Origin of the sequence: Paraburkholderia sp. BCC1886 (assembly GCF_900996245.1) — a bacterium.
GTDB lineage: Bacteria > Pseudomonadota > Gammaproteobacteria > Burkholderiales > Burkholderiaceae > Paraburkholderia.
In genome coordinates this window covers 361,276-385,359 of record NZ_CAAJGK010000041.1, presented here as the reverse complement: position 1 = coordinate 385,359, position 24,084 = coordinate 361,276, and the positions used below count along the sequence as shown (strand labels likewise).

At 63.8% G+C, this 24,084-nt stretch carries 21 protein-coding genes and 1 pseudogene; 8 read left to right on the top strand and 14 right to left on the bottom strand.

What is annotated here, in order from left to right; translation table 11 throughout:
* Positions 1–17 precede the first annotated feature (17 nt).
* The 6 genes and pseudogenes from FQ746_RS11530 to FQ746_RS35590 all read right to left on the bottom strand — a co-directional run.
* Positions 18–1,694, bottom strand: coding sequence for a GspE/PulE family protein (locus FQ746_RS11530; protein ID WP_260853985.1), 1,677 nt, complete (start codon positions 1,692–1,694; stop codon positions 18–20).
* A gap of 4 nt (positions 1,695–1,698) precedes the next feature.
* The gene (locus FQ746_RS11525; RefSeq protein WP_144109481.1) at positions 1,699–2,883 is read right to left on the bottom strand and encodes a type II secretion system F family protein; all 1,185 of its coding nucleotides are present in this window, start codon (positions 2,881–2,883) and stop codon (positions 1,699–1,701) included.
* A gap of 13 nt (positions 2,884–2,896) precedes the next feature.
* Positions 2,897–3,382, bottom strand: coding sequence for a type II secretion system major pseudopilin GspG (gspG, locus tag FQ746_RS11520; protein WP_186310698.1), 486 nt, complete (start codon positions 3,380–3,382; stop codon positions 2,897–2,899).
* Positions 3,383–3,403: 21 nt separating this feature from the next.
* A complete protein-coding gene (locus tag FQ746_RS35025; protein WP_260854000.1) occupies positions 3,404–4,672 on the bottom strand; it encodes a glycoside hydrolase family 18 protein in 1,269 nt (422 codons plus the stop codon).
* A complete protein-coding gene (locus tag FQ746_RS35020) occupies positions 4,581–5,027 on the bottom strand; it encodes a hypothetical protein (protein ID WP_222105872.1) in 447 nt (148 codons plus the stop codon). The genes FQ746_RS35025 and FQ746_RS35020 overlap by 92 nt, the downstream gene beginning before the upstream one ends.
* A 26-nt stretch (positions 5,028–5,053) precedes the next feature.
* Positions 5,054–5,581 (bottom strand): annotated as a pseudogene (locus FQ746_RS35590) (carbohydrate-binding protein); the annotation flags it as partial.
* An 850-nt stretch (positions 5,582–6,431) separates the two neighbouring features.
* On the opposite strand from FQ746_RS35590, the gene FQ746_RS11510 reads away from it, so the two are divergent.
* Positions 6,432–7,733, top strand: a complete 1,302-nt coding sequence (locus FQ746_RS11510; protein WP_144109480.1) for an O-acetylhomoserine aminocarboxypropyltransferase/cysteine synthase family protein — start codon at positions 6,432–6,434, stop codon at positions 7,731–7,733.
* Here the strand turns inward: FQ746_RS11510 and FQ746_RS11505 are convergent.
* The 5 genes from FQ746_RS11505 to FQ746_RS11485 all read right to left on the bottom strand — a co-directional run bounded on the left by FQ746_RS11505 (position 7,706) and on the right by FQ746_RS11485 (position 13,224).
* Positions 7,706–8,491, bottom strand: coding sequence for a TetR/AcrR family transcriptional regulator (locus FQ746_RS11505; RefSeq protein WP_144109479.1), 786 nt, complete (start codon positions 8,489–8,491; stop codon positions 7,706–7,708). The two genes, FQ746_RS11510 and FQ746_RS11505, sit on opposite strands and share 28 nt — an antisense overlap.
* Before the next feature lie 105 nt (positions 8,492–8,596).
* The gene (locus FQ746_RS11500) at positions 8,597–9,526 is read right to left on the bottom strand and encodes an ABC transporter permease (RefSeq protein ID WP_144109478.1); all 930 of its coding nucleotides are present in this window, start codon (positions 9,524–9,526) and stop codon (positions 8,597–8,599) included.
* The gene (locus tag FQ746_RS11495) at positions 9,526–10,623 is read right to left on the bottom strand and encodes an ABC transporter permease (protein ID WP_144109477.1); all 1,098 of its coding nucleotides are present in this window, start codon (positions 10,621–10,623) and stop codon (positions 9,526–9,528) included. Before FQ746_RS11495 ends, FQ746_RS11500 begins: the two co-directional genes overlap by 1 nt.
* Complete coding sequence (locus FQ746_RS11490) at positions 10,620–12,245, bottom strand: ABC transporter ATP-binding protein (RefSeq protein WP_144109476.1); 1,626 nt, start codon at positions 12,243–12,245, stop codon at positions 10,620–10,622. The genes FQ746_RS11495 and FQ746_RS11490 overlap by 4 nt, the downstream gene beginning before the upstream one ends.
* 1 nt (position 12,246) lies before the next feature.
* Positions 12,247–13,224, bottom strand: coding sequence for a BMP family protein (locus tag FQ746_RS11485; RefSeq protein ID WP_144109475.1), 978 nt, complete (start codon positions 13,222–13,224; stop codon positions 12,247–12,249).
* Between the two features lie 208 nt (positions 13,225–13,432).
* On the opposite strand from FQ746_RS11485, the gene FQ746_RS11480 reads away from it, so the two are divergent.
* Genes FQ746_RS11480 through FQ746_RS11470 form a run of 3 tightly spaced genes read left to right on the top strand, consistent with a single transcriptional unit; the run spans position 13,433 to position 17,041 of the window.
* A complete protein-coding gene (locus tag FQ746_RS11480) occupies positions 13,433–14,233 on the top strand; it encodes a cysteine hydrolase (protein WP_144109474.1) in 801 nt (266 codons plus the stop codon).
* 8 nt (positions 14,234–14,241) lie between these two features.
* Complete coding sequence (locus FQ746_RS11475) at positions 14,242–15,444, top strand: amidase (protein ID WP_144109473.1); 1,203 nt, start codon at positions 14,242–14,244, stop codon at positions 15,442–15,444.
* Between the two features lie 10 nt (positions 15,445–15,454).
* Positions 15,455–17,041 carry a gamma-glutamyltransferase family protein gene (locus tag FQ746_RS11470; RefSeq protein ID WP_144109472.1) on the top strand — a complete coding sequence of 529 codons (1,587 nt, stop codon included), beginning with the start codon at positions 15,455–15,457 and terminating at the stop codon, positions 17,039–17,041.
* 17 nt (positions 17,042–17,058) lie between these two features.
* On the opposite strand, the gene FQ746_RS11465 is transcribed toward FQ746_RS11470, so the two are convergent.
* The 3 genes from FQ746_RS11465 to FQ746_RS11455 are packed head-to-tail and all read right to left on the bottom strand — an operon-like array spanning position 17,059 to position 19,351.
* Positions 17,059–17,649 (bottom strand): flavin reductase family protein, encoded by a 591-nt coding sequence (locus FQ746_RS11465; RefSeq protein WP_144109471.1) that lies wholly within the window; start codon positions 17,647–17,649, stop codon positions 17,059–17,061.
* Between the two features lie 14 nt (positions 17,650–17,663).
* Positions 17,664–18,377, bottom strand: a complete 714-nt coding sequence (locus FQ746_RS11460; RefSeq protein ID WP_186310697.1) for a GntR family transcriptional regulator — start codon at positions 18,375–18,377, stop codon at positions 17,664–17,666.
* Positions 18,374–19,351, bottom strand: coding sequence for a polysaccharide deacetylase family protein (locus FQ746_RS11455; protein WP_260853984.1), 978 nt, complete (start codon positions 19,349–19,351; stop codon positions 18,374–18,376). Before FQ746_RS11455 ends, FQ746_RS11460 begins: the two co-directional genes overlap by 4 nt.
* Before the next feature lie 327 nt (positions 19,352–19,678).
* Here FQ746_RS11455 and FQ746_RS11450 point away from each other — a divergent pair, with 327 nt between their 5' ends.
* From FQ746_RS11450 to FQ746_RS11435, 4 genes are all read left to right on the top strand, one after another.
* On the top strand, positions 19,679–20,737 hold the full coding sequence (locus FQ746_RS11450) for an ABC transporter ATP-binding protein (RefSeq protein WP_144109654.1): 1,059 nt from the start codon (positions 19,679–19,681) through the stop codon (positions 20,735–20,737).
* A gap of 69 nt (positions 20,738–20,806) precedes the next feature.
* Positions 20,807–22,126: a PotD/PotF family extracellular solute-binding protein gene (locus tag FQ746_RS11445; protein WP_144109469.1), complete on the top strand. Its 1,320-nt coding sequence runs from the start codon at positions 20,807–20,809 to the stop codon at positions 22,124–22,126.
* Positions 22,127–22,259: 133 nt separating this feature from the next.
* The gene (locus FQ746_RS11440; protein ID WP_144109653.1) at positions 22,260–23,174 is read left to right on the top strand and encodes an ABC transporter permease; all 915 of its coding nucleotides are present in this window, start codon (positions 22,260–22,262) and stop codon (positions 23,172–23,174) included.
* 2 nt (positions 23,175–23,176) lie between these two features.
* Positions 23,177–24,082, top strand: coding sequence for an ABC transporter permease (locus FQ746_RS11435; RefSeq protein WP_144109468.1), 906 nt, complete (start codon positions 23,177–23,179; stop codon positions 24,080–24,082).
* Positions 24,083–24,084: the final 2 nt, after the last annotated feature.

Sequence of the window (24,084 nt, the reverse complement as noted above, 5' to 3'; positions counted from 1 at the left end):
CGCTACTCAACCCATGCCTAATCGACGATCGTCACGCGGTTCACTTCGGCGAGCGTGGTGCGCCCATCCGCGACCGCGCGCAGCGCAACGTGCCGGATCGGAATGAAACCGCTGTCGCGCGCCACCTGTTTGAGTTCGAGCACCGGCCGACGCTCGACGAAACACTGCTTGATCAGGTCGTTGAAGCGCAGCACCTCGGCAATCGGCTGGCGGCCCAGATAACCGGTCTTGCGGCAGGCCTCGCAGCCTGCGCCGCGCTGGAAGTTCCACCCTTTGACCTGTTCGCGCGTAAGTCCGGAAGCCTGCAGCAGCGCGTCGTCGGGTGGCTCGTCGGCACGCAGGCAATGCGGGCAGTTCTTGCGCATCAGCCGTTGCGCGACCACACCCAGCAACGCATCGACGAAGCTGTGCATGTCCACGCCCATGTGCAGGAAGCGGTCGAGCACCGAGAACACATTGTTCGCATGCACGGAGGTCAGCACGAGGTGACCGGTCAGCGCGGCCTGCACCGCGATGCCCGCGGTCTCGCCGTCACGGATTTCGCCGACCAGAATCTTGTCCGGGTCGTGGCGCAGAATGGAGCGCAAACCGCGCGCGAAGGTCAGGCCTTTCTTGTCGTTCACCGGAATCTGCAGCACGCCTTCGAGTTCGTATTCGACGGGGTCTTCGATCGTGATGATTTTCTCTTCACCCGTGTTGATTTCCGATAACGTCGCGTACAGCGTGGTCGATTTTCCGGAACCGGTCGGCCCGGTCACGAGCACGAGGCCATAAGGTTCGTGAGCGACCACGCGAATCGCCTCGACGATGTCGCTTTCATGACCGATCGCGTCGATTCGCAACGGCGCCGAGCTCTGCTCGCCGCGCTGCTTGTCGAGCACTCGCAGCACGGCGTCCTCGCCGTGAATCGACGGCATGATCGACACCCGGAAGTCGATCTCGCGCTGATTGATGATCGCCTTGAAGCGGCCGTCCTGCGGCACGCGGCGCTCGCCGATATCGAGGTCCGACATCACTTTCAGGCGCGAGAGCACCTGCTCCGCCACCTCGGTCCCGCTCGCCGATGCGGTGCTTTGCAACACGCCGTCGATCCGGTATTTGATGACGAGCCCCGTTGCCGTGCTCTCGATATGAATGTCCGAGGCGCGTGCCCGCAATGCGTCGTAGAGCGACGAATTGACGAGCCGGATCACCGGATGAACATCTGCCGCGAGGGTCGCCAGCGTGATCTCCACGCCGGCGTCGGGGTTCACCGCTTGCGCCGCGTCCATGCTGACGTTCGTGAGCGCGCGTTGCGTGGCCTCGTGCATCGCCAGGTACGCGCTCAGATCGTCGGGCACGCAGAAGGCGAATGCAAACAGCTTTTTCACGCGCTGCATGGCCCACGCGCGCAGATGCGCGTCGAACGGATCGGCCAGCACCAGCAGCAGGCCGCCGTGATCGTCATCGTCCTTCGGCGCTTCTCTTACCAGCACGCAATGGCGCGCCATGGCCTCGGCGAACGGCAACAGATCGAAACTCGGTGTGGTTGCATCCAGTTGCGCGGCATCCAGACCGCGTAGCCCGATGGTTCGATTCACGCGCTGCAGATAATCCGCGGTCTGCTGACCCGCGGCTTCCCACATGCGCGCCTGCATCGAACGGCGATCGTTGTCGTCCGGTTGCGGCGCCTTGACGGCGGTGCTGTTTGCCATGACTTCACCCCATGCTTCCAGCCAGCTGGAAAATCGGCATATAGAGCAGAAAAATGACGGTGCCGACGATACCGCCCACCACCAGCATCAACACCGGCTCCACCACGCGCATCAGCGTGTCGATCGCGCGGTCGAGTTCTTCGTCGCAGAACTCCGCGGAGCGCGTCACCATGGCGGCGAGTTCGCCGCTCTGCTCACCGACGCGAATCAGTCGTTCGGCAACCGGCGTAGTGAGATCGGCGGCCGGTAGCGCGGTCGAGAGCGCCTTGCCCGCGTAGATATCGCCGAGGGCCTGCGCCAGCGCGCCTTGCATCTGCGTGGGCAGCAGTTGTGCCGAGAGTTCCATCGACGCCACCACCGACATGCCGCCCGCCAGCAGCAGACCCAAGGTGCGGAAGAAGCGCGTCAAGGCGAACAGCCGTTGATAGCCACGCAGCTTCGGCGTGCGCATTAGCGTGTCGACGAGCCGTCCGCGGATCGTCGCGTTGCGCAGCGCCGCGACGACGCCGCCGACACACGCGGCGATGCCGATCAACAGCATGCCGCCATGCGCGTGCACCAGGTCGCCCCACCACAACATGATCTGCGCGGAGAACGGAATCTCCTTCATCGACGCATAGACCTGACTGAACTTCGGAATCACGTAGAACATGAGAAACAGGATGATGAACGCGCCCGTCGCGATCACGATGGACGGATACACCATCGACGCCACCACTTTCTTGCGCACGACCGCGAGCCGCGCATCGTAGTGGTGGTACCGCTTGAGCGCTTCGGCGAGTTGCCCGGTGCGCTCGGCGGAGGCGACCGTCGCCACGTAAAGCAGCGGGAATTCGTCGGGCTGCCGCTCGAGTGCGCCGGACAACGGCACGCCCTCGTAAAGCGCACTGACGATACCGCCCAGCACCGTCTGGTTGATGCCCGTCGCGCTTTTGTCGCGCAAGGTCTCGACGGTTTCGATCAGGCTCAGGCCTGCTTCGAGCAAGGCGATCAGTTCCTGCGTGAACAGCGATCGGTCGAACACCTGCTTGCGGAACGACCAGCCGAAGCGGCGTTTTTCGATCGGCGTGGCGGCCACGAACGACAGGCCCATTTCCTCGACCGTCTGAGCAAGCCGTGACTCGTCGTCGCTCTCGAGTTCGAGTTCCTGTTCACCGGAGTCTGTCCCGACTCGGACGCGATAGCGCATGACCGGTCACCTGTCACTTGGCGACGATGTCGAGGTCTTCGCCCGACCCGCCCGGTTTGCCGTCGGCGCCGTAGGTGCTGAGGTCGTAGTCCTTGCCGTTTTCGCCGGGCGCGCGATAGACATACGGACGCCCCCACGGGTCGGGCGGAATCTCGCCGTTCATGTACGGGCCGTCCCAGCCGGTGATGTTGCCGGGGTTCACGGCGAGTGCCTTGAGACCCGCATCGGTGCTCGGAAACTGGCCGGTGTCCAGGCGATACCGGTCGAGCGCACTGGAGATGCCCTTCATCTGCGACGCGGCGGTTTTGCTCTTGGCCTTGCCCACTTCGCCGAACAGTTTCGGGCCCACGTAGCCTGCCAGCAACGCGATGATCAACAGCACCACCAGCAATTCCAGCAGCGTGAAACCGCGATGCAGCAGCCGGCCTCGCCAGTCTGCAATCACGACGTGCGTGGGACCTTGCGCCGCGACCCGCACCCGCATACTTTGCACTCGCATGATCGACTCCTGAATGCCGGACTACTTGTTGATCTCGCTGAGCACCTTCAACAGTTCCGAGTCGGCGGTGTCGCCGTCCAGTTCCCAGTTGAAGACGCCGCGCAGGTTCTGCTGCTTCACGTAGTCGAGCTTGCCGCGAATGGTGGCGGGCGTGTCGTACGACCAGAAGGTCGAGCCGTCGAACTTCCACGCCTGTTTGGCGACCGGATGCTCGCGGACCGTGCCGGCCGCATTCTTGAGCACGCGATAGTCTTCGATGCCGGCTTCGTAGGTGCCGGGCGCCGGCTTCGTTGCCTTCTGATACAGGCCGTCGCCCTTCGGTCCCGCGGAGACGCCGGTCCAGCCGCGTCCGTAGAACGGAATGCCCACCACCAGTTTCGAAGACGGCACGCCCGCGGCAAGCAGTGCCTTGACGGCCGACTCGACGTTGTAGGTGGCGCCCGTCGGCGTTTTGGTATTCGGGCTGTCGGGGTCCGGATGCAGGTTCGACTGGAAGTCGGTCGGGCCGCTGGCCTCCCATCCGCCGTGGAAGTCGTAGGACATGATGTTGATCCAGTCGAGCGACTTGCTGTATTCGCCCGGCTCGGTGTTTGCGATCTTGTCGCCGCCGGAACCGATTGCCGTGGTGAGCAGGAAGCGCTTGCCGAGTTGCGCGCCGGCCGCGTCCAGTTGCTTGCGGAATTCCGCGAGCAGCAGCGTGTAGTTGCGCTTGTCGTTGGGGTCGACCGCGTTGTACGGCTGGCCGCCACCGCCGGGGAACTCCCAGTCGATGTCGATGCCGTCGAAGACGCCGAGCGCCACGCCGTCGCCGCCGGCGTTGTCACTCGAATCGAACGGCAGATTGCCCTTGATATAGATATCGATGCAGGACGTGACGAGCTGCTTTCGCAGCGCATCGCTCGATGCCGCGCGAGCGAACCACTTGGACCAGGTCCAGCCGCCGAGCGAAATCATCACGCGCAGGTTCGGGTATTTGACCTTCAGCTTCTTCAACTGGTTGAAGTTGCCTTTGAGCGGACCGGACTTGCCGGTGCGTGGATCGTCCCATGCCGGGAAGCCCCAGGGGTCGGCTGCGCCATCCACGGATTCGTTGCCGGAGAAACCTTTGCCATAGTCGGCGTAGGCGTCGCCGCCGGTCCCGGCTTCCGGATTGTCGGGGTCGGTCGCGCCCGGTTCGAGCTTGGTGATGAGGCCGCATTCATAGCCGCCGTTCTTCGAATACAGATTGCCGAACGCGTAGTTCATGAACGTGAGCAGGCGAGCTGCGCCGGACGTGTCGACGTTCTTGATCTTGTAGTTGCGACCGTAGATGCCCCATTGCGCGAAGTATCCGCCGACTTCGTGAGCGGAAGATGGGGATGGGGATGGGGATGGGGATGGGGTCGGTGTTGGCGTGGGCGCCGGCGTGGGTGTGGGCGCTGGTGCAGGCGTAGGTGCCGGTGCAGGCGTGGGTACCGGTGCTGGCGTCGGTGCTGGCGTCGGTGCTGGCGTCGGTGCTGGCGTAGGTGCAGGCGTCGGCGTCGGCGTCGGAGTTGGCGTCGGAGTTGGCGTCGGTGTTGGCGTCGGTGTTGGCGTCGGTGTTGGCGTCGGTGCCGGTGCCGGTGCCGGAGTTGGTGCTGGCGTGGGCGTCGGTGTGCCGGAGCATGCGCCCAGGTCTTCCCATGCGCCGTATTGACCGGAGTCAGCTGGGTTATCGCCTTGAGTCCACCATTTATTGCGGTAGGTATGGCCGCCGTAGGTGACGCGCGTACCGGCCGAGGCATAAGCCTTAGCACTGGACCACGCCGCCGCGCAACCCGAAGGCGATGGCGTTGGCGTTGGCGTTGGCGATGGCGTTGGCGATGGCGATGGCGATGGCGATGGCGATGGCGATGGCGATGGCGATGGTGCTGGCGCTGGTGATGGTGCAGGTGCAGGTGCAGGTGCAGGTGCAGGTGCAGGTGCAGGTGCAGGTGCAGGTGCAGGTGCAGGTGCAGGTGCTGGCGCTGGCGCAGGCGAAGGCGACGGCCCTGCCGTCCCCATATCGCGCCACAACGTCGGCGTTGTCGCCGGGGCCCATCCGGCGCCGACGAACGCGGTATGCGTCTGCAGAGCCTGATACGTTCGGCCGTTATAAGTGACCGTGGTCCCGGCGGTGTAAGTGTTGCCCTCGTGCCACTCGGCGCCGATGGCGCCCAACGAGTAAACCGCCAGTAGCATCGACGCCAGAAGCGGCGCACGAGACTTTCTTATCGAGCTCTTCATGATGCTTCTCCTCGACACTCCGGGTCGTCAGGAAGGCAAATAGAACACGCTTGTCACACGCAAATCACCGCCGGCACGCTCACGCCCGATCGAAGCCGATCAAGGCCGGAATGCCGAAAATTCAATGAAAAAGAAGGGAAACTCGCCAACCGGAAATCCGGAATTAATGTTGATGTTTTCCGGAATATCTATTTAAAACAATTAAAAACATATCCAATCGATAACCGTTATTGTTTGCGATTGAATTAGAAAAACCTGATTTTTCAAGGCGCAATTAATCCGGCCTTAAACGACCTGCTTCAACAACATAATGGGATCTCGTGGAAACACGAGCATCCGGAGATGCCGCCGGGAAATCCGTGGACGTACAGTTTCCCTAGGCGGTGCCGTATGTTCCGGGCACACCTTCAAAACCTGCGACCTGCCAGCATGTATTCAGGAATTCCAGATTATTCTGGATAAATTTTGATAAATAGAGTTGAAAATCTCCAAAAGCTTTCAACAGCATTTTTCGGACATTTCAAGTTTAAAGCTGAATGTAATCATAGCAGAAATTCCCGGCATATCCAGAGGGTATTCGGCTATCCGTTTGAAAAATTGTAACTGCCGCAAAGCCATATCCGTAAAGGCATTCGCGGCTGAATAGCAGGTGGACGACGGCCTGTTTTCGCGGCCGGGCACCCGCGTTGCGCCATCCATCGAGATCAGCTAAGCAAGCGAAAAAACGTGCTAATGAGGGCACGCATTGCGTTCAATAATCGTCACTCGCGCGCAACCGACGCCGCGCTTTTCTGAGGAGACGATCATGAGCGAAACCCCGTCCGCCAACTGGCGCCTCGAAACCATTGCGGTACACGGCGGCTATCGGCCCGATCCGTCCACCCGCGCCGCAGCGGTACCGATTTACCAGACCGCCGCCTTCGCCTTCGACGATACCCAGCACGGCGCCGATCTATTCGATCTGAAAGTGCCCGGGAATATCTATACGCGGATCATGAACCCGACTCAGGACGTGCTCGAGCAACGAGTCGCCGCGCTCGAAGGCGGCGTCGGCGCACTCGCGGTCGCCTCCGGCCAGGCCGCAGTCACCTATTCCATCCTGACCATCGCGGAAGCCGGCGACAACATCGTTTCGTCGAGCACGCTATATGGCGGAACGTACAACCTGTTCGCGCACACGCTGCCGCAATACGGCATCGACACCCATTTCGCCGATCCGCGCGAACCCGCCTCGTTCGAAGCCGCAATCGATGCGCGCACGAAAGCGATTTTCGTCGAATCGGTCGGCAACCCGCTCGGCAATATCACCGACATCGCCGCGCTCGCCGACATCGCGCATCGTCACGGTGTCCCGCTGATCGTCGACAACACCGTCCCGTCGCCGTATCTGCTGCGCCCTTTCGAACACGGCGCGGATATCGTCGTGCATTCGCTGACCAAATATCTCGGCGGCCACGGCACCAGCATCGGTGGCGCGATCGTCGACTCCGGCAAATTCCCGTGGGCGCAGCACGCGGAACGCTTCAAGCGTCTGACCACCCCCGACGTGAGCTATCACGGCGTGACGTATACCGAAGCGTTCGGCCCTGCCGCGTATATCGGCCGTGCGCGCGTGGTGCCGCTGCGCAATACGGGTGCAGCCATTTCACCGTTCAACGCCTTCCAGATTCTGCAGGGTATCGAAACGCTCGCACTCCGCCTCGACCGTATCACCGGCAACACGCTGAAAATCGCGCAGCACCTGCAGCATCACGATCAGGTCGAGTGGGTGAGTTACGCGGGCTTGCCGGATCATCCAGACCACGCGCTGGTCGAACGCTATCTGTCCGGACGCGGCCCCGGCATTCTGACGTTTGGCGTAAAGGGAGGACGGGCAGCGGGCGCGCGGTTCCAGGACCGTCTGCAACTGTTCACGCGCCTCGTGAATATCGGCGACGCGAAGTCGCTCGTCACGCATCCGGCGTCGACCACGCATCGTCAGCTGTCGCCGGAAGAACTCGAACGTGCGGGGGTTCGTGAAGAAACCGTGCGGCTCTCGGTGGGCATCGAGCACATCGACGATCTGCTCGAGGATATCGATCAGGCGCTCGCTGCCCTGGCAAGCTGAGCGGCAGCAGCGGCCGTAGCGCCAATAACACCGCCAGCGGCGCCGGGCGTGCCGCCGGCGACCACGAACGCCCGCACCATCTCCTGCGCCTGCTTTTTCTGATCTTCCTGCCATTGGCTGGCGAGCATGTCGGTATTGAAGATGCGCGAAAGCGTGTACGCATTCGACTTGTGAAACGAGCACAGACTCACGAGTCCGACGTACAGGTGAAGCGGATCGATACCCTTGCGCAACGAGCCATCGGTCTCGCCGCGGGCAATGACCGTGCGCAGCAAATTCATCACCGGCGAAGACATTTCCGGAATGGCGGTCGAGCGCTTCATGGCCCGCGCGCGGTTCAGATTTTCGAAGGCCAGCAGCTTCGACAACTCGGGATGCGCCGCGAAATGGCCTTCGATAAAATCGTAAAGCTGCACGATGGCCGTAACCGGGTCGATCTGATCGACGTCGAGCTTCAATTTGAGTTCAGCCTCGCGCAACCTGCCGAGCACGAACTCCAGTACTTCGAGGTACAACGCTTCCTTGCCGCCGAAGTAGTGATAGATCATCCGGATGTTCACCTTCGCGCGGCTCGCGATGGTCTCCACGCGTGCGCCGCTCAGCCCTTTGTCGGAGAACTCGGCAATCGCGATCCTGAAGATACGCTGGCGGGTCGCCGCCGCGAGCTTCTGACGCTGCGTTACGGGCGGCGCTGCAACCGGCGACGTATCGGATATCGCCGAAGCAGCAGCAACGGCTCGGCTGGAAGCACGTGTCATGTGGCAGCAGTGCCGGGCCGCGCGCGGCCGGCGTCCTGAGTGAATGGCAGAAAATCGCTCATTGTAAATGCGGCACGCGAGCGAACGGATCGGCGCATCGGAACATCAACGCCGGAACGGCTGCGTCAGCGCGAGCGGCGCCGTCTGCCGGCCGATCAGTCCCGCCACCGCGATCAACGCGAGCAGATACGGCAGCATGGCCAGCAACGCGGTCGGCACCTGCACGCCGATCAGCGGCAACTGGAACTGCAAGGCACTGGCCGCGCCGAACAGCAGACACGCGCCGACCGTCCGGCCAATCTTCCAGTTTCCGAAGATAATCGCCGCAATCGCCAGATAACCGGCCCCGCTCGTCATGCCTTCGGTGAAGGTATGAATATCGCCGATCGAAATGAAGCAGCCCGCCGCGCCCGACATCACGCCGGAGAACAACACCGCGCCATAACGCAGACGCGTGACCGAGAGCCCCGACTGATCGACCGAACGCGGCGCCGCACCGACCGCATGCAAGGCCACGCCCAACGCCGTGCGGCGCATCACCAGCGAGGTCGCGACCAGAATCGCAAGTCCGAGATACACGAGCCATACCTGATGAAACACCGGCTCGCCGATCACCGGCAGCGCGCCGAGACCAGGCGGTGTCCAGCGCGCGAGACCCGGAATCACCGCGCTCGAGCGTTCGCCGAACAGTTCACGATACGCGAGCGTGGTCGCCCCCAGCGCGAGAATATTGATGCCGATGCCGGTCACGATCTGATTCGCGCGCAAGGTCACGCTCAGAAAGGCCTGCAACAGCGCGATCGGCAACACGCCCAGCATGCCGATGGCAAGACCGAGCGTCGCGTTGCCGGTCGCCCACGCGCCCGCCGCGCCGAGAAACGCGCCCGACAGCATCATCCCTTCCACACTCATGTTGAGCACACCGGCGCGCTCGCTGATCAACTCGCCGGTGGACGCCAGCATCAGCGGCGCGGCGAAACGGATCGACGAGCCAATGAACACCGCGACGAATTCCGCATTGAATGCCGCACTCATTACCGCGCTCCTTTGGGTTCGAGCCACAGCGAGCCGCCCGCCAACGCGACGATCACCACGCCCTGCACCACCAGCACCAGCGCCGAGGGCACCGATGCCACCATTTCCATATTGATGCCGCCCGAGCGCATGAAGCCGAACAGCAGCGCCGCAGCGCAAACGCCCGTTACCGAACCGCGCGCGAGCAGACCGACCACGAGTCCGTCGAAACCGTAGCCCGACGAGAACCCGGCTTTCAACGAGTACTGGTCGCCTTGCAGCATCAGCGCACCGGCCAGACCGCCGAGCGCGCCGGCCAGTGCCAGTGCGGCGACGATCGTCGTGGTGATCGGCATGCCGGCGCGGCGTGCGGCCAGCGCATTGAGACCGACCGCGCGCAGGTGCAGACCGAAACGGCTATACGCGAGCATCAGCGCGACGACGAGGCAGAGCGCGATCGTCACCGGCAAGCCAATGTGCAATCCGGTCGAACTCGAACTCGCCAGCAACGGCAGTCTGGTCGCGTCGGGAATATCGAGCGATTCGGGCAACGTGGCCGCGTTGCTCATCGGCTGGCGCAGCAGCGCTTCCGATTGCACGCACCAGTACAGGAACCACACTGCGATAAAAGTCAGCAGCAAGGTGCTGATCACTTCGTTGGTGCCGGCGCGCGCTTTCAGCCAGCCCGGTATCGCGCCCCACACCGCCCCGGCGAGCGCGGCTGCCAGCATCGGCACGATGAACGACAGGCCGAACGGCAAATGCGCGACGTGGCCGTACAGACTCATCGCGGTGGCGGCGATGCCGCCCATCGCAATCTGCCCTTCGCCGCCGACGTTGGTCAGTTGCGCGCGATTGGCGAGCACGAAGCCCGTGCCGACCAGCGCAAACACGAGACTGCGATTGATCGACGCGCCGATCGCGTAGGGCGAGCCCCACGCGCCGTCCGCGAACGCGGCGAGCGCATCGCCGAGCGGCACGCCGACGATGGCGATCAGCGCGAGCGCCGCTGCAATGGCGATGAGTGCCGCGCCGCCGAGTACGGTCGCGGTGCGCAGACGTCGCGAACTGCGCCACGCGGCGCGTGCCAACGGTACCGTTGAAGTGGTCGAAGTCATGCTGTGTGCCCTGCCATCCATGCGCCAATGCGCTCGCGTTGAAGAGTGAGTTGCGACTTGTCCGGCACGCAGGTGCCCATGATGCGGCCGCGATACATCACCAGCACGCGATCGGCCACCGCCATCAGTTCGTCGAGTTCCGAGGAGATCAGCAGCACGCCCACCCCCGCATCGCGTGCGGCGCGAATGTGGTCGTAGACCGCGGCGACCGCGCCGACGTCGAGGCCGCGTGTAGGTTGCGCGGCAACCAGCACCGCGAGCCCGTCGAGGGTGAGTTCGCGTGCGAGCACCGCCTTCTGCTGATTGCCGCCCGAGAGTCCGCGAAACGCCACCTCGGGACTCGCTGCCCGCACGTCGAAGCGTTGCATCAATGCGCGTGCGTCGCGGCGCATCGCGCGACGACGCATCATGCCGTGACGCGCGTAATCGTCCAGACGGTTGAGAAAGAGGTTCTCGGTCAGGCTCATGTCGGGCACGCAGCCGAGCGCGTGACGGTCTTCCGGCACGATGCCCACGCCCGCCTTGGTGAGCGTTTGCGGCGCGGCGCGAGTGCAGTCCGTGCCTTGTACGAAGAAGCGTCCTTCGCTCGGCGCGAGCATACCGGCCAGCACCAGGCCGAGTTCGCTTTGCCCGTTGCCCTCCACGCCCGCGATGCCGACTATCTCGCCGCGATTGACGACGAGCGTGCACGACTGCAGACGCGTGACGCCGTCGGCATCGCGCACGGTGACGCCGTCGATCTGCAAGGCCTCGTCGGCAAGCGGACGGCCGTAGGGCGACGCGGCTACCGGCGTCGCCGAATTATTCTGTCCGGCGGACTCCGTTACGCCTTCGGAATCGACACTACCCGGCCGATGAATCATTGCGCGCACCAGCGCATCGACATCGTCGGACGGTGTGCTCGACCTCGCCACGACGCGGCCGCTTTGCAACACCGTCGCGCGATTCGCGATACGGCGAATTTCCGCGAGTTTGTGCGTGACCAGCACCACCGCGCAACCGCGTGCGACGACGCGCGCGCAGGTATCGAGCAATGCGTCGATCTCCGCGGGCAGCAGCACCGCGGTCGGTTCGTCCAGCACCAGCAAACGCGGCTCGCGAATCAGACACTTCACGATCTCGACACGCTGCTTCTCGCCGACCGAAAGATCGGCGACCCGCACGTCGGGATCGAGCGCCAAACCGAGGCCAGCGACCAGCGCGCGCACCCGTTCAGCTTCACGCTTGCGATTCAACCAGCCGCGCGTCTGACCGAGCAGCAGGTTGTCGAGCACACTCACGTCTTCCACGAGGCTGAAGTGCTGATGCACCATTGCAATGCCGTGTTCGAGCGCATCGCGCGGACTCAGCGGCCGGTACGGCACGCCATCGAGCCACATGGCGCCCGCATCGGGTTGATGCACGCCGAACAGCACGTTGCATAGCGTCGACTTGCCCGCACCGTTCTCGCCGAGCAGGCAGTGCACTTCGCAGGAGAACAGTTCGAGCGACACGTCGTTCAACGCCTGAAACGCGCCGAAGCGTTTGCCGATGCCTTCCATGCGCAGCACCGAAGCGGGCGCGTCGCCGGCCAGCGGGTTCAGCGTAGACGACGCCGCAGCAGAAGCGTGAGTAGCACTCATGTCAGCCTTCGGAGACCTTGATCTTGCCGCTTTCGATGTCCTGTTCGATCTGCTTGATCTTCGTGGACATTTCCGGCGTCGGCTTGCAGATGACCATACCCGACGCCTTCGGCCCCATGGCAAGACCGAACGCTTTATAGCCGGGCTGCCACGTGCCGGCCGCCAGTTGATCGATGGCGTACTGCACCTGATAGCCGACACCCGTGATCGAATACGCGACGTACAACGGGTCCGTGCCGCAGCGGTCGGTATAGCTGCCGATCATGTGCGTGTGCTTCTCGGTAGCGGCCTGTTCCATGCCGCGCAGGCCGAGATTCAGAATGTGATAGTGCACGTCCGCGCCTTGCGAAATGGCCGCGAGCGTGGCCTCTTTCGCCTTCGAGACATTGTCGAAATCGCCCGTGTAGCTTTCGAAGTACTTGATCTTCGGATTGATGGAACGCGCGCCGTTGCCGAACTCCTTGCCCGCGTTCACGATGGACGGAATCTCCATCCCGCCGACATAACTCACCGCGCCGTTCTTCGACAGCATGGCCGCGGCCGCGCCGGCCACGTACGCGATTTCCGCCTGCTTCACGTCATAACCGGCGACGTTCGGCGGCATGTCCTGCCCCTTGTTGCCGCCGACGATCGCGAACTTCACGTTCGGAAAACGCTTCGCGATTTTCAGCACCGACGCCTGAGTCTGACCGCCCACGCCGATCACCAGTTGATTTTTCGACGCGAGATTCGTGAGCGCCTGTTCCATGTCGGCGTAGTTGATGTTCTCGATCATCTGCGTCTTCAGCTTCGGGCCGAGTTCTTTCTGTGCGGCGACCAGACCGTCGTAGCCGGATTCCATCCATCCCTTGTCCGATTTCGAACCGGGGATCAGCACGCCGACCTTCAACGGATCGGCCGCAATCGCCTGCAGCGCGACGGTGGACACAGCGAGCGCGACGACGCAGGTCGCGACGGTTTTGAACTTGACGATCGACATTCTGGCATTCCTCTTGCGTTTGGTTTGGGTAAGTAGGTTATTCATGAACGAAACCAGATGCAACTTCGATGCCATGTCGATTCCGGCCATGGCGCAAGAGCCGGTTCGAACCTGCAAAGCAGCGCTTTTCGACGTCGTAGTACGGCCGGCATTCCGGCCTTCGAAAAGCCTTTACCGACCTCGCTTCAGACACGATGGAGAACTTCCGATGAAACAGCACAACGCTTACGGCACAAGCGTTTCCGGTCAACTGGGCCGCGACGGCCGGCCCCACTGGGGCGCCAGCGAATCGCTCGTGGACATGTCGCTGCCCGCGCCCGAACCGCGCGTCGCGACGCTGCCCTGCGAGCCGCAAAACGTGCGCGTCGATCTCTGCAGCACGGCCATCGTCGTGATCGACATGCAGAACGACTTCTGCACCAACGGAGGATGGGTTGCCCAGATTGGGGGCGATTTCAGCGTCGACCGTGGTCCGATTGCACCATTGCAGCGCCTGCTGCCGGTGCTGCGTCGACAGGGCGTGCCGGTGATCTGGGTGAACTGGGGCAACCGCCCGGACCTCGCCAACATGCCGCCGAACCAGTTGCATCTATATAAGCCGACCGGAAGCGGCACCGGCCTCGGCGAGCCGCTCGCGAGCAATGGCTCGCACGTGCTCGAGAAAGACTCGTGGGCCGCTGCGGTGGTCGACGAACTGGCGCCGCTGCCCGAAGACATCTGCGTGGACAAATACCGCATCAGCGGCTTCTGGGACACACCGCTCGACAGCATCCTGCGCAATCTCGGCATTCGCACCGTGATGTTCGCCGGCGTGAATACCGACCAGTGCGTGCTGCATTCGCTGACCGACGCGAATTTCCTCGGCTACGGCTGCGTGCTGGTGGAAGACTGCTGCGCGACGTCGTCGCCGGCCTTCTGTACCGAAGCCACCGTGTGGAACGTGAAGAAGTGCTTCGGCTTCGTCACCGATTCGACGCGAATCGTCGATGCACTCGCGGGCGTGGCATGAACCCGGGCATGAGCGCGTTCGTCCCCGGTTCGCGCTTGCGCGTCCCGGCGAGCGCGCATGGGCCGCTGGACCATCTGCGCTTCGCGGTGAAGGATCTGATCGACGTGGCGGGCGTCACGACCGGCGCGGGCAATCCGGACTGGCTGGCGAGTCATGCGCCGGCTGCGGGTCACTCGCCGTGCGTTGCTGCGTTGCTGGCGGCCGGCGCGACGCTGGAAGGCAAGACGATCACCGATGAACTCGCGTTCAGCCTCGAAGGCGCGAATCATCATTACGGCACGCCGCTCAATCCGCACTGGCCGCATGCGCTGCCCGGCGGTTCGTCGAGCGGCTCCGCTTCGGCGGTGGCCTCGGGCGACGTGGACTTTGCGTTAGGCACCGACACGGGCGGCTCCGTGCGCGTGCCCGCTGCGTTCTGCGGCGTGTGGGGCATGCGGCCGACGCACGACGCCATCGCGCTTGCGGGCGTGGTGCCGTTCGCACCGTGCTTCGACACGGTTGGCTGGTTCGCGCGCTCCGTCGACGTGCTCGCGGCCGTGGGCGATGTGTTGCTGCCACCGGCGTCGACGCTCGCCGATGCCGATGCGGGTTTTCAAAACACGAGACTCGTGCGGAACACCGAAGCATTCGACACGCGCATGCGTCATGAGCCAGAAGACGCCACTCGTCTGCTCGCGCTAGCCGAGTCGCTCGGTGCGCGCAGCGCCGTGAACGTGTTCGCCAATCACGGAGAGGCCGCGCGCTGGCTCGCCTGCTATCAGTACGTGCAGGACTTCGAGATCGACCGCTCGCTCGGCGACTGGCTGCGCGACGCACAGCCGCATTTCGGCCCGTCGATCGCCGAACGCTTCGCGCGCCAGGTCTCGCTCGATCGCGAGACTCGCGCGGCCTGGTACGCGACGCTCGCCGAACTACGCGTGAAGCTCGACCCGCTGCTAGCCGACGGTACCGTGCTGATCCTGCCGACCACGCCCGTCGCGCTGCTGCCGAAAGACATCGACGGCGCCGCTCTCGGCCGTTTCTACGAAGACGCGTTGACGCTGAACGCCCTCGCCACGCTCGGCGGTCTGCCGCAAATCAGCATGCCGTTTTCGGACGACGTCGATCGTCCGCTCGCGCTGTCGCTGATCGGCGCACGCGGCAGCGACCGCGCGCTGCTCGACTTCGCGCGCCATCTATACTCGCGCCACTATTCGGCCACCTCACACTAGTGGACCCTCGATGCCAAATCTGAAACTCGCCGGCGCGACCGGCGGCATGGTCACCAGTCCTCATGCACTCGCCAGCGCGGCGGGCCTCGATGTGCTGCGCGCGGGCGGCAATGCAATCGAAGCCGCCATCGCCATAGGCGCAGCGCTGTGCGTGACGTATCCGCACTTCACGGGACTCGGCGGCGACGCGTTCTGGGTGATCGGCGATCGCCAGGGCATGTTGCGCACCGTGTCGGGCATCGGCCAGGCCGCAGCCGACCTGCCGCGCTTCGATGGCGCGATTCCGCTGCGGGGTCCGCGCGCCGCGCTCACCACCGCCGCCACCGTCGATACCTGGGATCAGGCGTTCCGCATCAGCCAGACGTCATGGGGCGGCACGCGCTCATGGGCGTCGCTCTTCGACGGCGCGCTCGCGCATGCCGCCGAGGGCTTCGCGGTCACGCCGTCCCAGCACTACTGGCAGACGTTGCGCAAGAACGAACTGCGCGACTTGCCCGGCTTCACGGCGACCTTCGCGCCCGACGGCGAAATTCCCGCCATTGGCGCACATTTCGTGCAACCGGCGCTCGCGAACAGTCTCGAACGCATCGCGCGTTTTGGGGCGCGCGAGTTCTACGAGGGCGATCTCGCCGGACGTATCGCACGCGGTTTGCAGGCGGCGGGTTCGCCATTGCAATCGAGCGACCTCGCCCGGACTCGCGCGCGCGACGAAGCGCCGTTACGGGTCGCCTATCGCGGCGGCGAACTGGTGAGCCTGCAACCGCCCACACAAGGCGTGACCACCCTGCAGATCATGGGTACGCTCGAACGCTTCGACCTGAGCGCAATTGAAGAAGGCGGCGCCGACTACTATCACCTGCTGGTCGAGGCCGTGAAGTGCGCGTTCGTGGATCGCGACCGTTACGTGTCGGACCCGGAGTTCAACGCGGTGCCGGTTGGCGAGATGCTGTCGCCGGCGACGCTCGATGCGCATGCACGCTCCATCGACCTCGGCGCGGCGCGCGCGTGGCCGCATGTGTTCCGGCCGGGCGACACGGTGTACATCGGCGTGACGGATAGCGAGGGGCGCAGCGTCAGCATGCTGCAGACCGTTTTCTTCGACTGGGGCAGCGGCGTGGTGGCCGGCGACACCGGCATTCTGTGGCACAACCGCGGCGCGTCGTTCAGCACGAACCCCGCGCATCACAACGCGCTGCAAGCCGGCAAGCGGCCTTTCCATACGCTCAACCCGGGCATGTACGTAAAGGACAGCCGCCCGCATCTGCTGTTCGGCACGCAGGGCGCGGACGGTCAGCCGCAAACGCTCGCCGCGATTCTCACGCGGCTGATCGACTATGGGATGGACCCGCTCACCGCCCTCACCCGGCCGCGTTTTCTGCTCGGCAAGACTTTCTCCGACACACGCGATGCGCTGAAACTCGAACGCGATGCGGGCGCGGACGTGTTCGCCGAACTCGCGGCACGCGGGCACGAAGTCAGCGCGATACCGGAGCAAAGTCCGCTGGCGGGTCACCCCGGCGTGATTCGCATCGACGCGGACGGTTCGGCTACCGGCGCGCACGATCCGCGCAGCGACGGCCGCGCGCTGGCGGTCTGATCAAACCGTAGCGTTCATCAGCCCAACGTGAACCGGTCGCGCGTGGTGACGTAATCGCTCGCGCCGAACCGGCCCACCGGGAAATAGTGCTGCAGACGCACCCGCCAGGTGTCCAGATCGATCAGTTCGTCGCGGGCATGCAGCCGGTGCACGCGGCCGATAAAAATCTGCCGGCTGGTCGTCTCCAGCGTTTCCCACGTCGTGCACTCGAACGCGACCGGCGCTTCGGCAATGCGCGGCGGCGCAACGTGCGTGCTCGGCACCGGCGTGAGACCCACTTGCGCGAGTTCGCTCACGTTCGGCGGCAACCGTTCGCCGCAGCGGTGCATTTTCTCCGCAATCGCTTCGTCCGCGAGATGCACGACGAATTCGCCGCTGCGCACGATGTTCACCGCCGTATCCTTGAGCGTGCCGTCGGTCACCCGATTGATGCTGATCATCACGATCGGCGGTTCTTCGCCCAGCATATTGAACATCGAGAACGGCGCGGCGTTGATCGTGCCGTCCGCGCCGAGCGTGGTGACGAGCGCGATGGGACGCGGCACGATCAGGCTCGCCATCAGTTTGTAGCGCTGGTACTCGGTAATCGCATCGAAATCGATTTCCATGTCGGGGTCCGCGTTCAGGTGACGTTATCGGTGAGGCCGAGCAACTGGCCGAGGCTTTTCTCGCCGCGCATCCGCGAGATCTGGATCCGTTCCTCCAGTTGCCGCAAATGTGCTTCCATATGCGCGATCGCGCCGGCCGCGTCGCGTGCTTCGAGACAGTCGACAATCGTCGCATGTTCCGCGTGCTCGCAAGGGGCATAGCCCGGCGGTTCGTAGACACCGACGATCAGCGAGCAGCGCGTCACCAGTTCCTTCAGGTAGTTCTGCAAGATCGAATTGCCCGCAAGCGCTGCGATGCGCATGTGAAAGCCGCTCGCGAGTCTCGCCCACGATGGCTGGTCGAAGCGGTGCATCGCGTCGTGTTCGTTCGCCAGTTGCTGACGCAACGACGCGATATCGTCGGCGCTCGCGCGCTGCACCGCCAGTTCCACGAGCATGCGTTCGACCGAGCGGCGCGCTTCGAATATCTCCCGGGTTTCTTCGGGCGTCGGCTCCGCGATCACCGCGCCCTTGTTCGGGCGCAGCACGACGATGCCGTCGTACGCGAGCTTTTCGAGCACCCGCCGCACGACCGCACGGCCCACGCCGAACAGTTGACACAACTCGGGCTCCGGCAACTTGGTCCCGGGCGTCAGACGATGATTCAGCACGCCGTCGAAAATCGACTGATAAAGGCGCGCGTCGAGATCGGTCTGGTCTTTCTCTTTGTCTTTCTGTCTGGTGCTCATGCACATGCCGGGCTCAACGCACCGTCCCGTTCCAGTCGATCCATCTGCGCGGCAATCGCGCCGGGCGTCGTGATCCAGACGTTGCCGCGGGCACGCGCAGCGGCGATATGTTCGAGCGCGCGCCGCAGATGACGCAGCCGGTAGGGCTGCCCGACCAGATAAGGATGCAGTGCGATACCCATCACCAGCGACTGCGGCGCGGCGCCGCGATTGGCCTGCTCGAGCATCTCGTCGAACTGGTCGACGATCATGTCGGCGAACGCGCGGCCGTCCATGTGACGCGCCACCATCATCGGCAGGTCGTTGAGTTCCTGTGGATAGGGAATCGACCACAGCGGCGCACCGCGCGTCGCCATGCGCACCGGCCGGTCGTCGTGGCACCAGTTGAGCGTATAGCGATAACCGGTCTCGGCCAACAGATCGGGCGTCAGATGCGACTCGGAAATCCATGGCGAGAGCCAGCCCAACGGCGGCGCGCCGGACTCGTCGGCGATCCGTTCACGGCAATGCAGCAGCAGTTCGCGTTCGCCGGTCTCGTCGAGATCGCTCTGACGGTGTGCGTTCGAATGACCGTGGCCGATCAGTTCGTCGCCGCGCGCCACGCAGGCCGCGATCAACTCCGGGCAATGATCGTAGAGCGCGGTGTTGATCAGCGTGCCGGCCGGCAGATCGAGTTGGTCGAACAGTTCGATGCAACGCCACGCGCCGACCCGGTTGCCGTATTCGCGCCAGCTGTGGTTCAGCACATCCGGTTGCGGCGAGACCGGTCCGAGCGCCGCGCCGAGTCCCTCGCCGAACGCAAAGTGTTCGATGTTGAAGCCGAGATAAACCGCAAGGCCGCTGCCGCCGGGCCAGCGATAAGCGTCGCCGTCGGTGATGGGCCGATACGCAAAGCGGCCGTGCGTCGCGAGTGGCCGATGAGCCCGGCTTCGTGGATTGTTCTGCACTACGGGCATGTTCCGTGTGTCGTTCATTGAAGAGAGCCGTGAGTGACGCCATGCGTCACGTCGGCGCGCGGATGATCCGGATTGGCCGGTTCATGCCCCGCGACGGTTCGTGCACGCACCGCGTTCGAGCAAAAGGTATGTCCTGATCGCGAACGATCGCTGCATCGGATCGTTTGCAATATGTGAGCCAAGTCGTCGACGTTAAGCGCACGGGCGTGTTGGCGATCGTCGCATCGAATCGTGCGAACGATGGCACATGTCTTGCATTTGCGTACCCCTCGCCTGAGGTGCCACGTGCCTGGCGTGTGCCTCGTCCCCAGCCGCTTCATCGTCGTTCAGGAGGACACGCTCTTCATGATTCAGCCTGCTTCTACAGTGCTCGACACGCAAGCCGCCGATATCGAGCTGGTGCATGTGTCGAAGCAATACGGCGACTCGCTCGCCGTGGACTCGATCGATCTGCGCATCGACGGCGGCCAGTACTGCTGTCTGCTCGGACCGTCCGGTTGCGGTAAGACCTCGACGCTGCGCATGATCGCCGGACACGAGTCGGTTACCGATGGCGACATTCTGATCGCCGGACGCAACGTCACGCGCGCCGAACCCGCTGCGCGCGGCACGGCGATGGTGTTCCAGAACTACGCGCTGTTCCCGCATCTGAGCGCGCTCGACAACGTCGCCTTCAGCCTGAAGATGCGCGGCGTAGCCAAGGACGCACGACGCAAGCGCGCCGCCGAACTGCTCGAACTCGTCGCGATGTCCGCCTATGCCGAACGCAAACCCGCGCAGCTTTCCGGCGGCCAGCAGCAGCGTGTCGCGCTCGCGCGTGCGTTGCTGAATCAACCCGGCTGCCTGCTGCTCGACGAACCGCTTTCCGCGCTCGATCCGTTCCTGCGCGTGCAGATGCGCGCCGAACTCAAACGCTGGCAGAAGGAGTTGGGCATCACCTTCGTGCATGTCACGCATTCGCAGGAAGAAGCGATGGCGCTGGCCGACCTCGTGGTCGTGATGAGTCACGGACGCATCGAGCAGAGCGGCACGCCGCACGAAGTCTTCAACCGGCCGCGCACCGAGTTCGTTGCGCGCTTTCTCGGCGGACATAACGTTTTCAACAGCAACGGCCGGATGTTCACGGTGCGTGCGGACCATCTGCGGGTCGTGCCGCATGGCGTCACGCCGGTGCAGGCGGCGGGCAGCGAGAGCGGTCTCACGCGCATTGGCGGCGTGCCTTGCAAGGTGCGCGAAGCGGAGTATCAGGGCACGCATTTGCGCATGACGCTGGACCCGCTGGACGGGTCGCCCGAACTGGTGTCGCTGGTGGGCGACGGCGACTACGACCCGGCGAAGCTCGGACCCGATGCGCGCGTCGTGGTCTGGTGGAACGAGCAGGACGCGCATCCGCTCGCTGCCTGATACCGGGCAGCGAACGGGTTGCAGGACAAATAAACAGTCACGAAGAAAACATCCACTGAGGAGAAGGCAATGAGCGTAGCGAACGACAAGCCGGTGAACGAGAACCTGGCAGCGGCACCGGCAGCAGCGTCCGACCTGAAAGACAAAGGCCTGTCGCGCCGCACGTTCATCAAGGGTGCCGTGGCGGCGGCCGGGATTGCCGGCTTCCCGTATGTGCACGCGCAGGAAAAGATCACGCTGCGCTACCTCGGCACCGCCGTGAATCAAAGCGCGGACATCGCGAAGAAGTTCAAGGAAGACACCGGTATCGACATTCAGTACATTCCGGTCACGACCGACGACGTCGCCAAGCGCATCATCACGCAGCCGAATTCGTTCGATATCGTCGACACCGAATACTTCGCGCTGAAGAAGCTGATTCCCGCGGGCACGCTGGCCGGCATGGACGCGAAGCGTATCAAGCTGGCCGACAAGATCACGCCGGTCCTCACGCGCGGCGAAGTGAACGGCAAGAAGATCGGCGATCAGGGCACCGCGCCGAAGAAGGTGATGTTCCTCACCGGCCCGCGCTCCACGGAGTTCTCGGCGACGCCGACCGAGTGGATGACGCTGATTCCCACCACGTACAACGCCGACACGCTCGGCATTCGTCCCGACCTGATCAAGCGTCCCATCGACAGTTGGGCCGAACTGCTGAACCCGCAATTCAAGGGCAAGGCCGCGCTGCTGAACATTCCCGCCATCGGCATCATGGACGCGGCAATGGCGCTCGAAGCGCAAGGCCACATGAAGTACGGCGACAAGGGCAACATGACCAAGGCCGAGATCGACCAGACCATGAAGTATCTGATCGAAGCGAAACGCGCCGGCCAGTTCCGCGCGTTCTGGAAGGACTTCAACGAGAGCGTCAACCTGATGGCCTCCGGCGAGGTCGTGATCCAGTCGATGTGGTCGCCGGCCGTGACCAAGGTTCGCACCATGGGCATAGCGTGCAAATTCCAGCCGCTCAAGGAAGGCTATCGTTCGTGGGCGTCGGGCTTCGGCTTTCCGCGTTCGCTGCAGGGCAAGAAACTGGATGCGGCCTATGAGTTCGTCAACTGGTTCCAGGACGGCTGGGCCGGTGCGTATCTGATGCGTCAGGGCTACTACTCGGGCGTGCTGGAAACGGCGAAGACCCACATGCAACCGTACGAATGGGATTACTGGATCGAAGGCAAGGCGGCCGCGCAGGACATCAAGGCGCCGGACGGACAGTTGCTCGAAAAAGCCGGCACCGTACGCGACGGCGGCTCGTACAACCAGCGCATGGGAGCGATTGCGTGCTGGAACGCGGTGATGGACGAGAACATCTACATGGTTCAGAAGTGGAACGAGTTCATCGCGGCCTGAACGCCGGGCTGCGAATCTGCCCGAACGCCTGCTTGCAGAGCAGCCGAATCAACCGATGAGCGAGGGAGCCGCGCCGTTGCTTCATGCGGCGCCTCCCGTGCGCGCCTACCGTCATTCTCACTCCCCTCCGCCCATGGCCACGATCGATCTTCCCACGCAGGCGCAGGACCGGCCCGCGAAACACCGGCGTGCTCCGGCGTGGCTGCAGGTCACGCCGCTTACGCTGACCTTCCTGCTGTTTTTCATCGTGCCGCTCGTCATCACGCTGATCGTCAGCTTCTGGGACTTCAACGAATATCAGATCATCCCGGCCTTCACGTTGAAGAACTACAGGGCGATCTTCGACGGCTGTTCGTCGACCACCGACCTGTGCGTGACGTTCAAAACCTACTGGTCGACGCTCAAGTTCTGCGCGATCGTCTGGGCGGTCACCTTGCTGCTGGGTTTCTCGCTCGCCTACTTTCTCGCGTTTCATGTGCGCACCACCGCCATGCAGACCGTGCTGTTCCTGCTGTGCACGATCCCGTTCTGGACCTCGAACGTGATCCGCATGATTTCGTGGATGCCGCTACTCGGCCGCAATGGCCTCGTCAATCAGGCGCTGCTCGGCCTGCATCTGATCGACCAGCCGCTCGAATGGCTGCTGTATTCGAACTTCTCGGTGGTGCTGGCGTTCGTGCATCTGTACACGTTTTTCATGATCGTGCCGATCTTCAACGCGATGATGCGCATCGACCGCTCCTTGCTCGAAGCCGCGCGCGACGCGGGTGCGACTGGCTGGCAGGTGGTGCGCGACGTCGTGCTGCCGCTGTCGAAAACCGGCATCGTGATCGGGTCGATCTTCGTCATCACGATCGTGATGGGCGACTTCCTGACCGTCGGCGTCATGGGCGGGCAGCAGATCGCCTCGGTGGGCAAGATCATTCAGGTGCAAACCGGCTATCTGCAGTTTCCCGCGGCGGCCGCCAACGCCATCATTCTGCTGGCGGTCGTGCTGATGATCGTCTGGGGTTTGACGCGCGTCGTCGACATTCGCAAGGAGCTTTGATCATGCCGGCCGTTCGCCTCAAACATCGGGAACCGCGTCCCGCCAGTTTCTACTGGCTCGCGCTACTGTTCGGCCTGTTCGTGCTGTTTCTGTACGGGCCGGTCATCACGATTTTCATTCTGTCGTTCCAGGGCCCGGAAGGCGGCCTGACCTTCCCGATGCGCGGCGTGTCGCTGCACTGGTTCGCGGTGTTGCGCGACGGGGTCGGCGATATCGATATCTGGGGCGCGTTTGGACGCTCGGTGCGGCTTGCGCTGGCGGTCACCGTGCTCACGGTGCTGTTTTCGGTCGCGGCCGGGCTCGCCTTCCGCAAACGGTTTCGCGGCGACACAGCGGTGTTTTACGTGTCGGTGGCGAGTCTCATCATGCCGTCCATCATCGTGTCGCTCGGCATCGGCCTGACCTTCCGCCTGCTCGATAACGGCGTGAAATATCTGGCGGGCGCGTGGGGTTATCAGTCTTTCGCCGATACGTATACGACGTCGATGGGCCTCTTCACGTCGGCGCTCGGCGCGCATCTCACGTGGACGCTGCCGTTCGGCTTGCTGGTGATGTTCGCGGTGTTCAACCGCTTCAATCCGGCCTACGAAGAAGCGTCGCGCGATCTCGGCGCGAGCCCGTGGCAAAGTTTCCGGCACGTCGTGCTGCCGATCATCGGGCCGTCGGTGGTGGGCGTGGCGATGTTCGGTTTCACGCTGTCGTGGGACGAGATCGCGCGGACCTCGCAGGCAATCGGCGACCAGAACACCTTACCGCTCGAATTGCAGGGGCTGACCACCTCGGTGACGACGCCCGTCATCTACGCGCTCGGGACCATGACGACCCTGCTCTCGCTAACCGTCATGGCAGTCTGTCTGCTCGGCGTGAGGTTGCTCGCGCGCCGCCGGTTGGCGGCGGCAAGCAAATAGCC

Coding starts and splice junctions, on each gene's coding strand:
- FQ746_RS11500 (WP_144109478.1), bottom strand. CDS start 9,526: ATGAGTGCGGCATTCAATGCGGAATTCGTCGCGGTGTTCATTGGCTCG.
- FQ746_RS11470 (WP_144109472.1), top strand. CDS start 15,455: ATGCCAAATCTGAAACTCGCCGGCGCGACCGGCGGCATGGTCACCAGT.
- FQ746_RS11490 (WP_144109476.1), bottom strand. CDS start 12,245: ATGAGTGCTACTCACGCTTCTGCTGCGGCGTCGTCTACGCTGAACCCG.
- FQ746_RS11525 (WP_144109481.1), bottom strand. CDS start 2,883: ATGCGCTATCGCGTCCGAGTCGGGACAGACTCCGGTGAACAGGAACTC.
- FQ746_RS11530 (WP_260853985.1), bottom strand. CDS start 1,694: ATGGCAAACAGCACCGCCGTCAAGGCGCCGCAACCGGACGACAACGAT.
- FQ746_RS35020 (WP_222105872.1), bottom strand. CDS start 5,027: ATGCTCCGGCACACCGACGCCCACGCCAGCACCAACTCCGGCACCGGC.
- FQ746_RS11465 (WP_144109471.1), bottom strand. CDS start 17,649: ATGGAAATCGATTTCGATGCGATTACCGAGTACCAGCGCTACAAACTG.
- FQ746_RS11435 (WP_144109468.1), top strand. CDS start 23,177: ATGCCGGCCGTTCGCCTCAAACATCGGGAACCGCGTCCCGCCAGTTTC.
- gspG (WP_186310698.1), bottom strand. CDS start 3,382: ATGCGAGTGCAAAGTATGCGGGTGCGGGTCGCGGCGCAAGGTCCCACG.
- FQ746_RS11450 (WP_144109654.1), top strand. CDS start 19,679: ATGATTCAGCCTGCTTCTACAGTGCTCGACACGCAAGCCGCCGATATC.
- FQ746_RS11440 (WP_144109653.1), top strand. CDS start 22,260: ATGGCCACGATCGATCTTCCCACGCAGGCGCAGGACCGGCCCGCGAAA.
- FQ746_RS11475 (WP_144109473.1), top strand. CDS start 14,242: ATGAGCGCGTTCGTCCCCGGTTCGCGCTTGCGCGTCCCGGCGAGCGCG.
- FQ746_RS11445 (WP_144109469.1), top strand. CDS start 20,807: ATGAGCGTAGCGAACGACAAGCCGGTGAACGAGAACCTGGCAGCGGCA.
- FQ746_RS11455 (WP_260853984.1), bottom strand. CDS start 19,351: ATGAACGACACACGGAACATGCCCGTAGTGCAGAACAATCCACGAAGC.
- FQ746_RS11480 (WP_144109474.1), top strand. CDS start 13,433: ATGAAACAGCACAACGCTTACGGCACAAGCGTTTCCGGTCAACTGGGC.
- FQ746_RS11460 (WP_186310697.1), bottom strand. CDS start 18,377: ATGAGCACCAGACAGAAAGACAAAGAGAAAGACCAGACCGATCTCGAC.
- FQ746_RS11495 (WP_144109477.1), bottom strand. CDS start 10,623: ATGACTTCGACCACTTCAACGGTACCGTTGGCACGCGCCGCGTGGCGC.
- FQ746_RS11510 (WP_144109480.1), top strand. CDS start 6,432: ATGAGCGAAACCCCGTCCGCCAACTGGCGCCTCGAAACCATTGCGGTA.
- FQ746_RS11485 (WP_144109475.1), bottom strand. CDS start 13,224: ATGTCGATCGTCAAGTTCAAAACCGTCGCGACCTGCGTCGTCGCGCTC.
- FQ746_RS11505 (WP_144109479.1), bottom strand. CDS start 8,491: ATGACACGTGCTTCCAGCCGAGCCGTTGCTGCTGCTTCGGCGATATCC.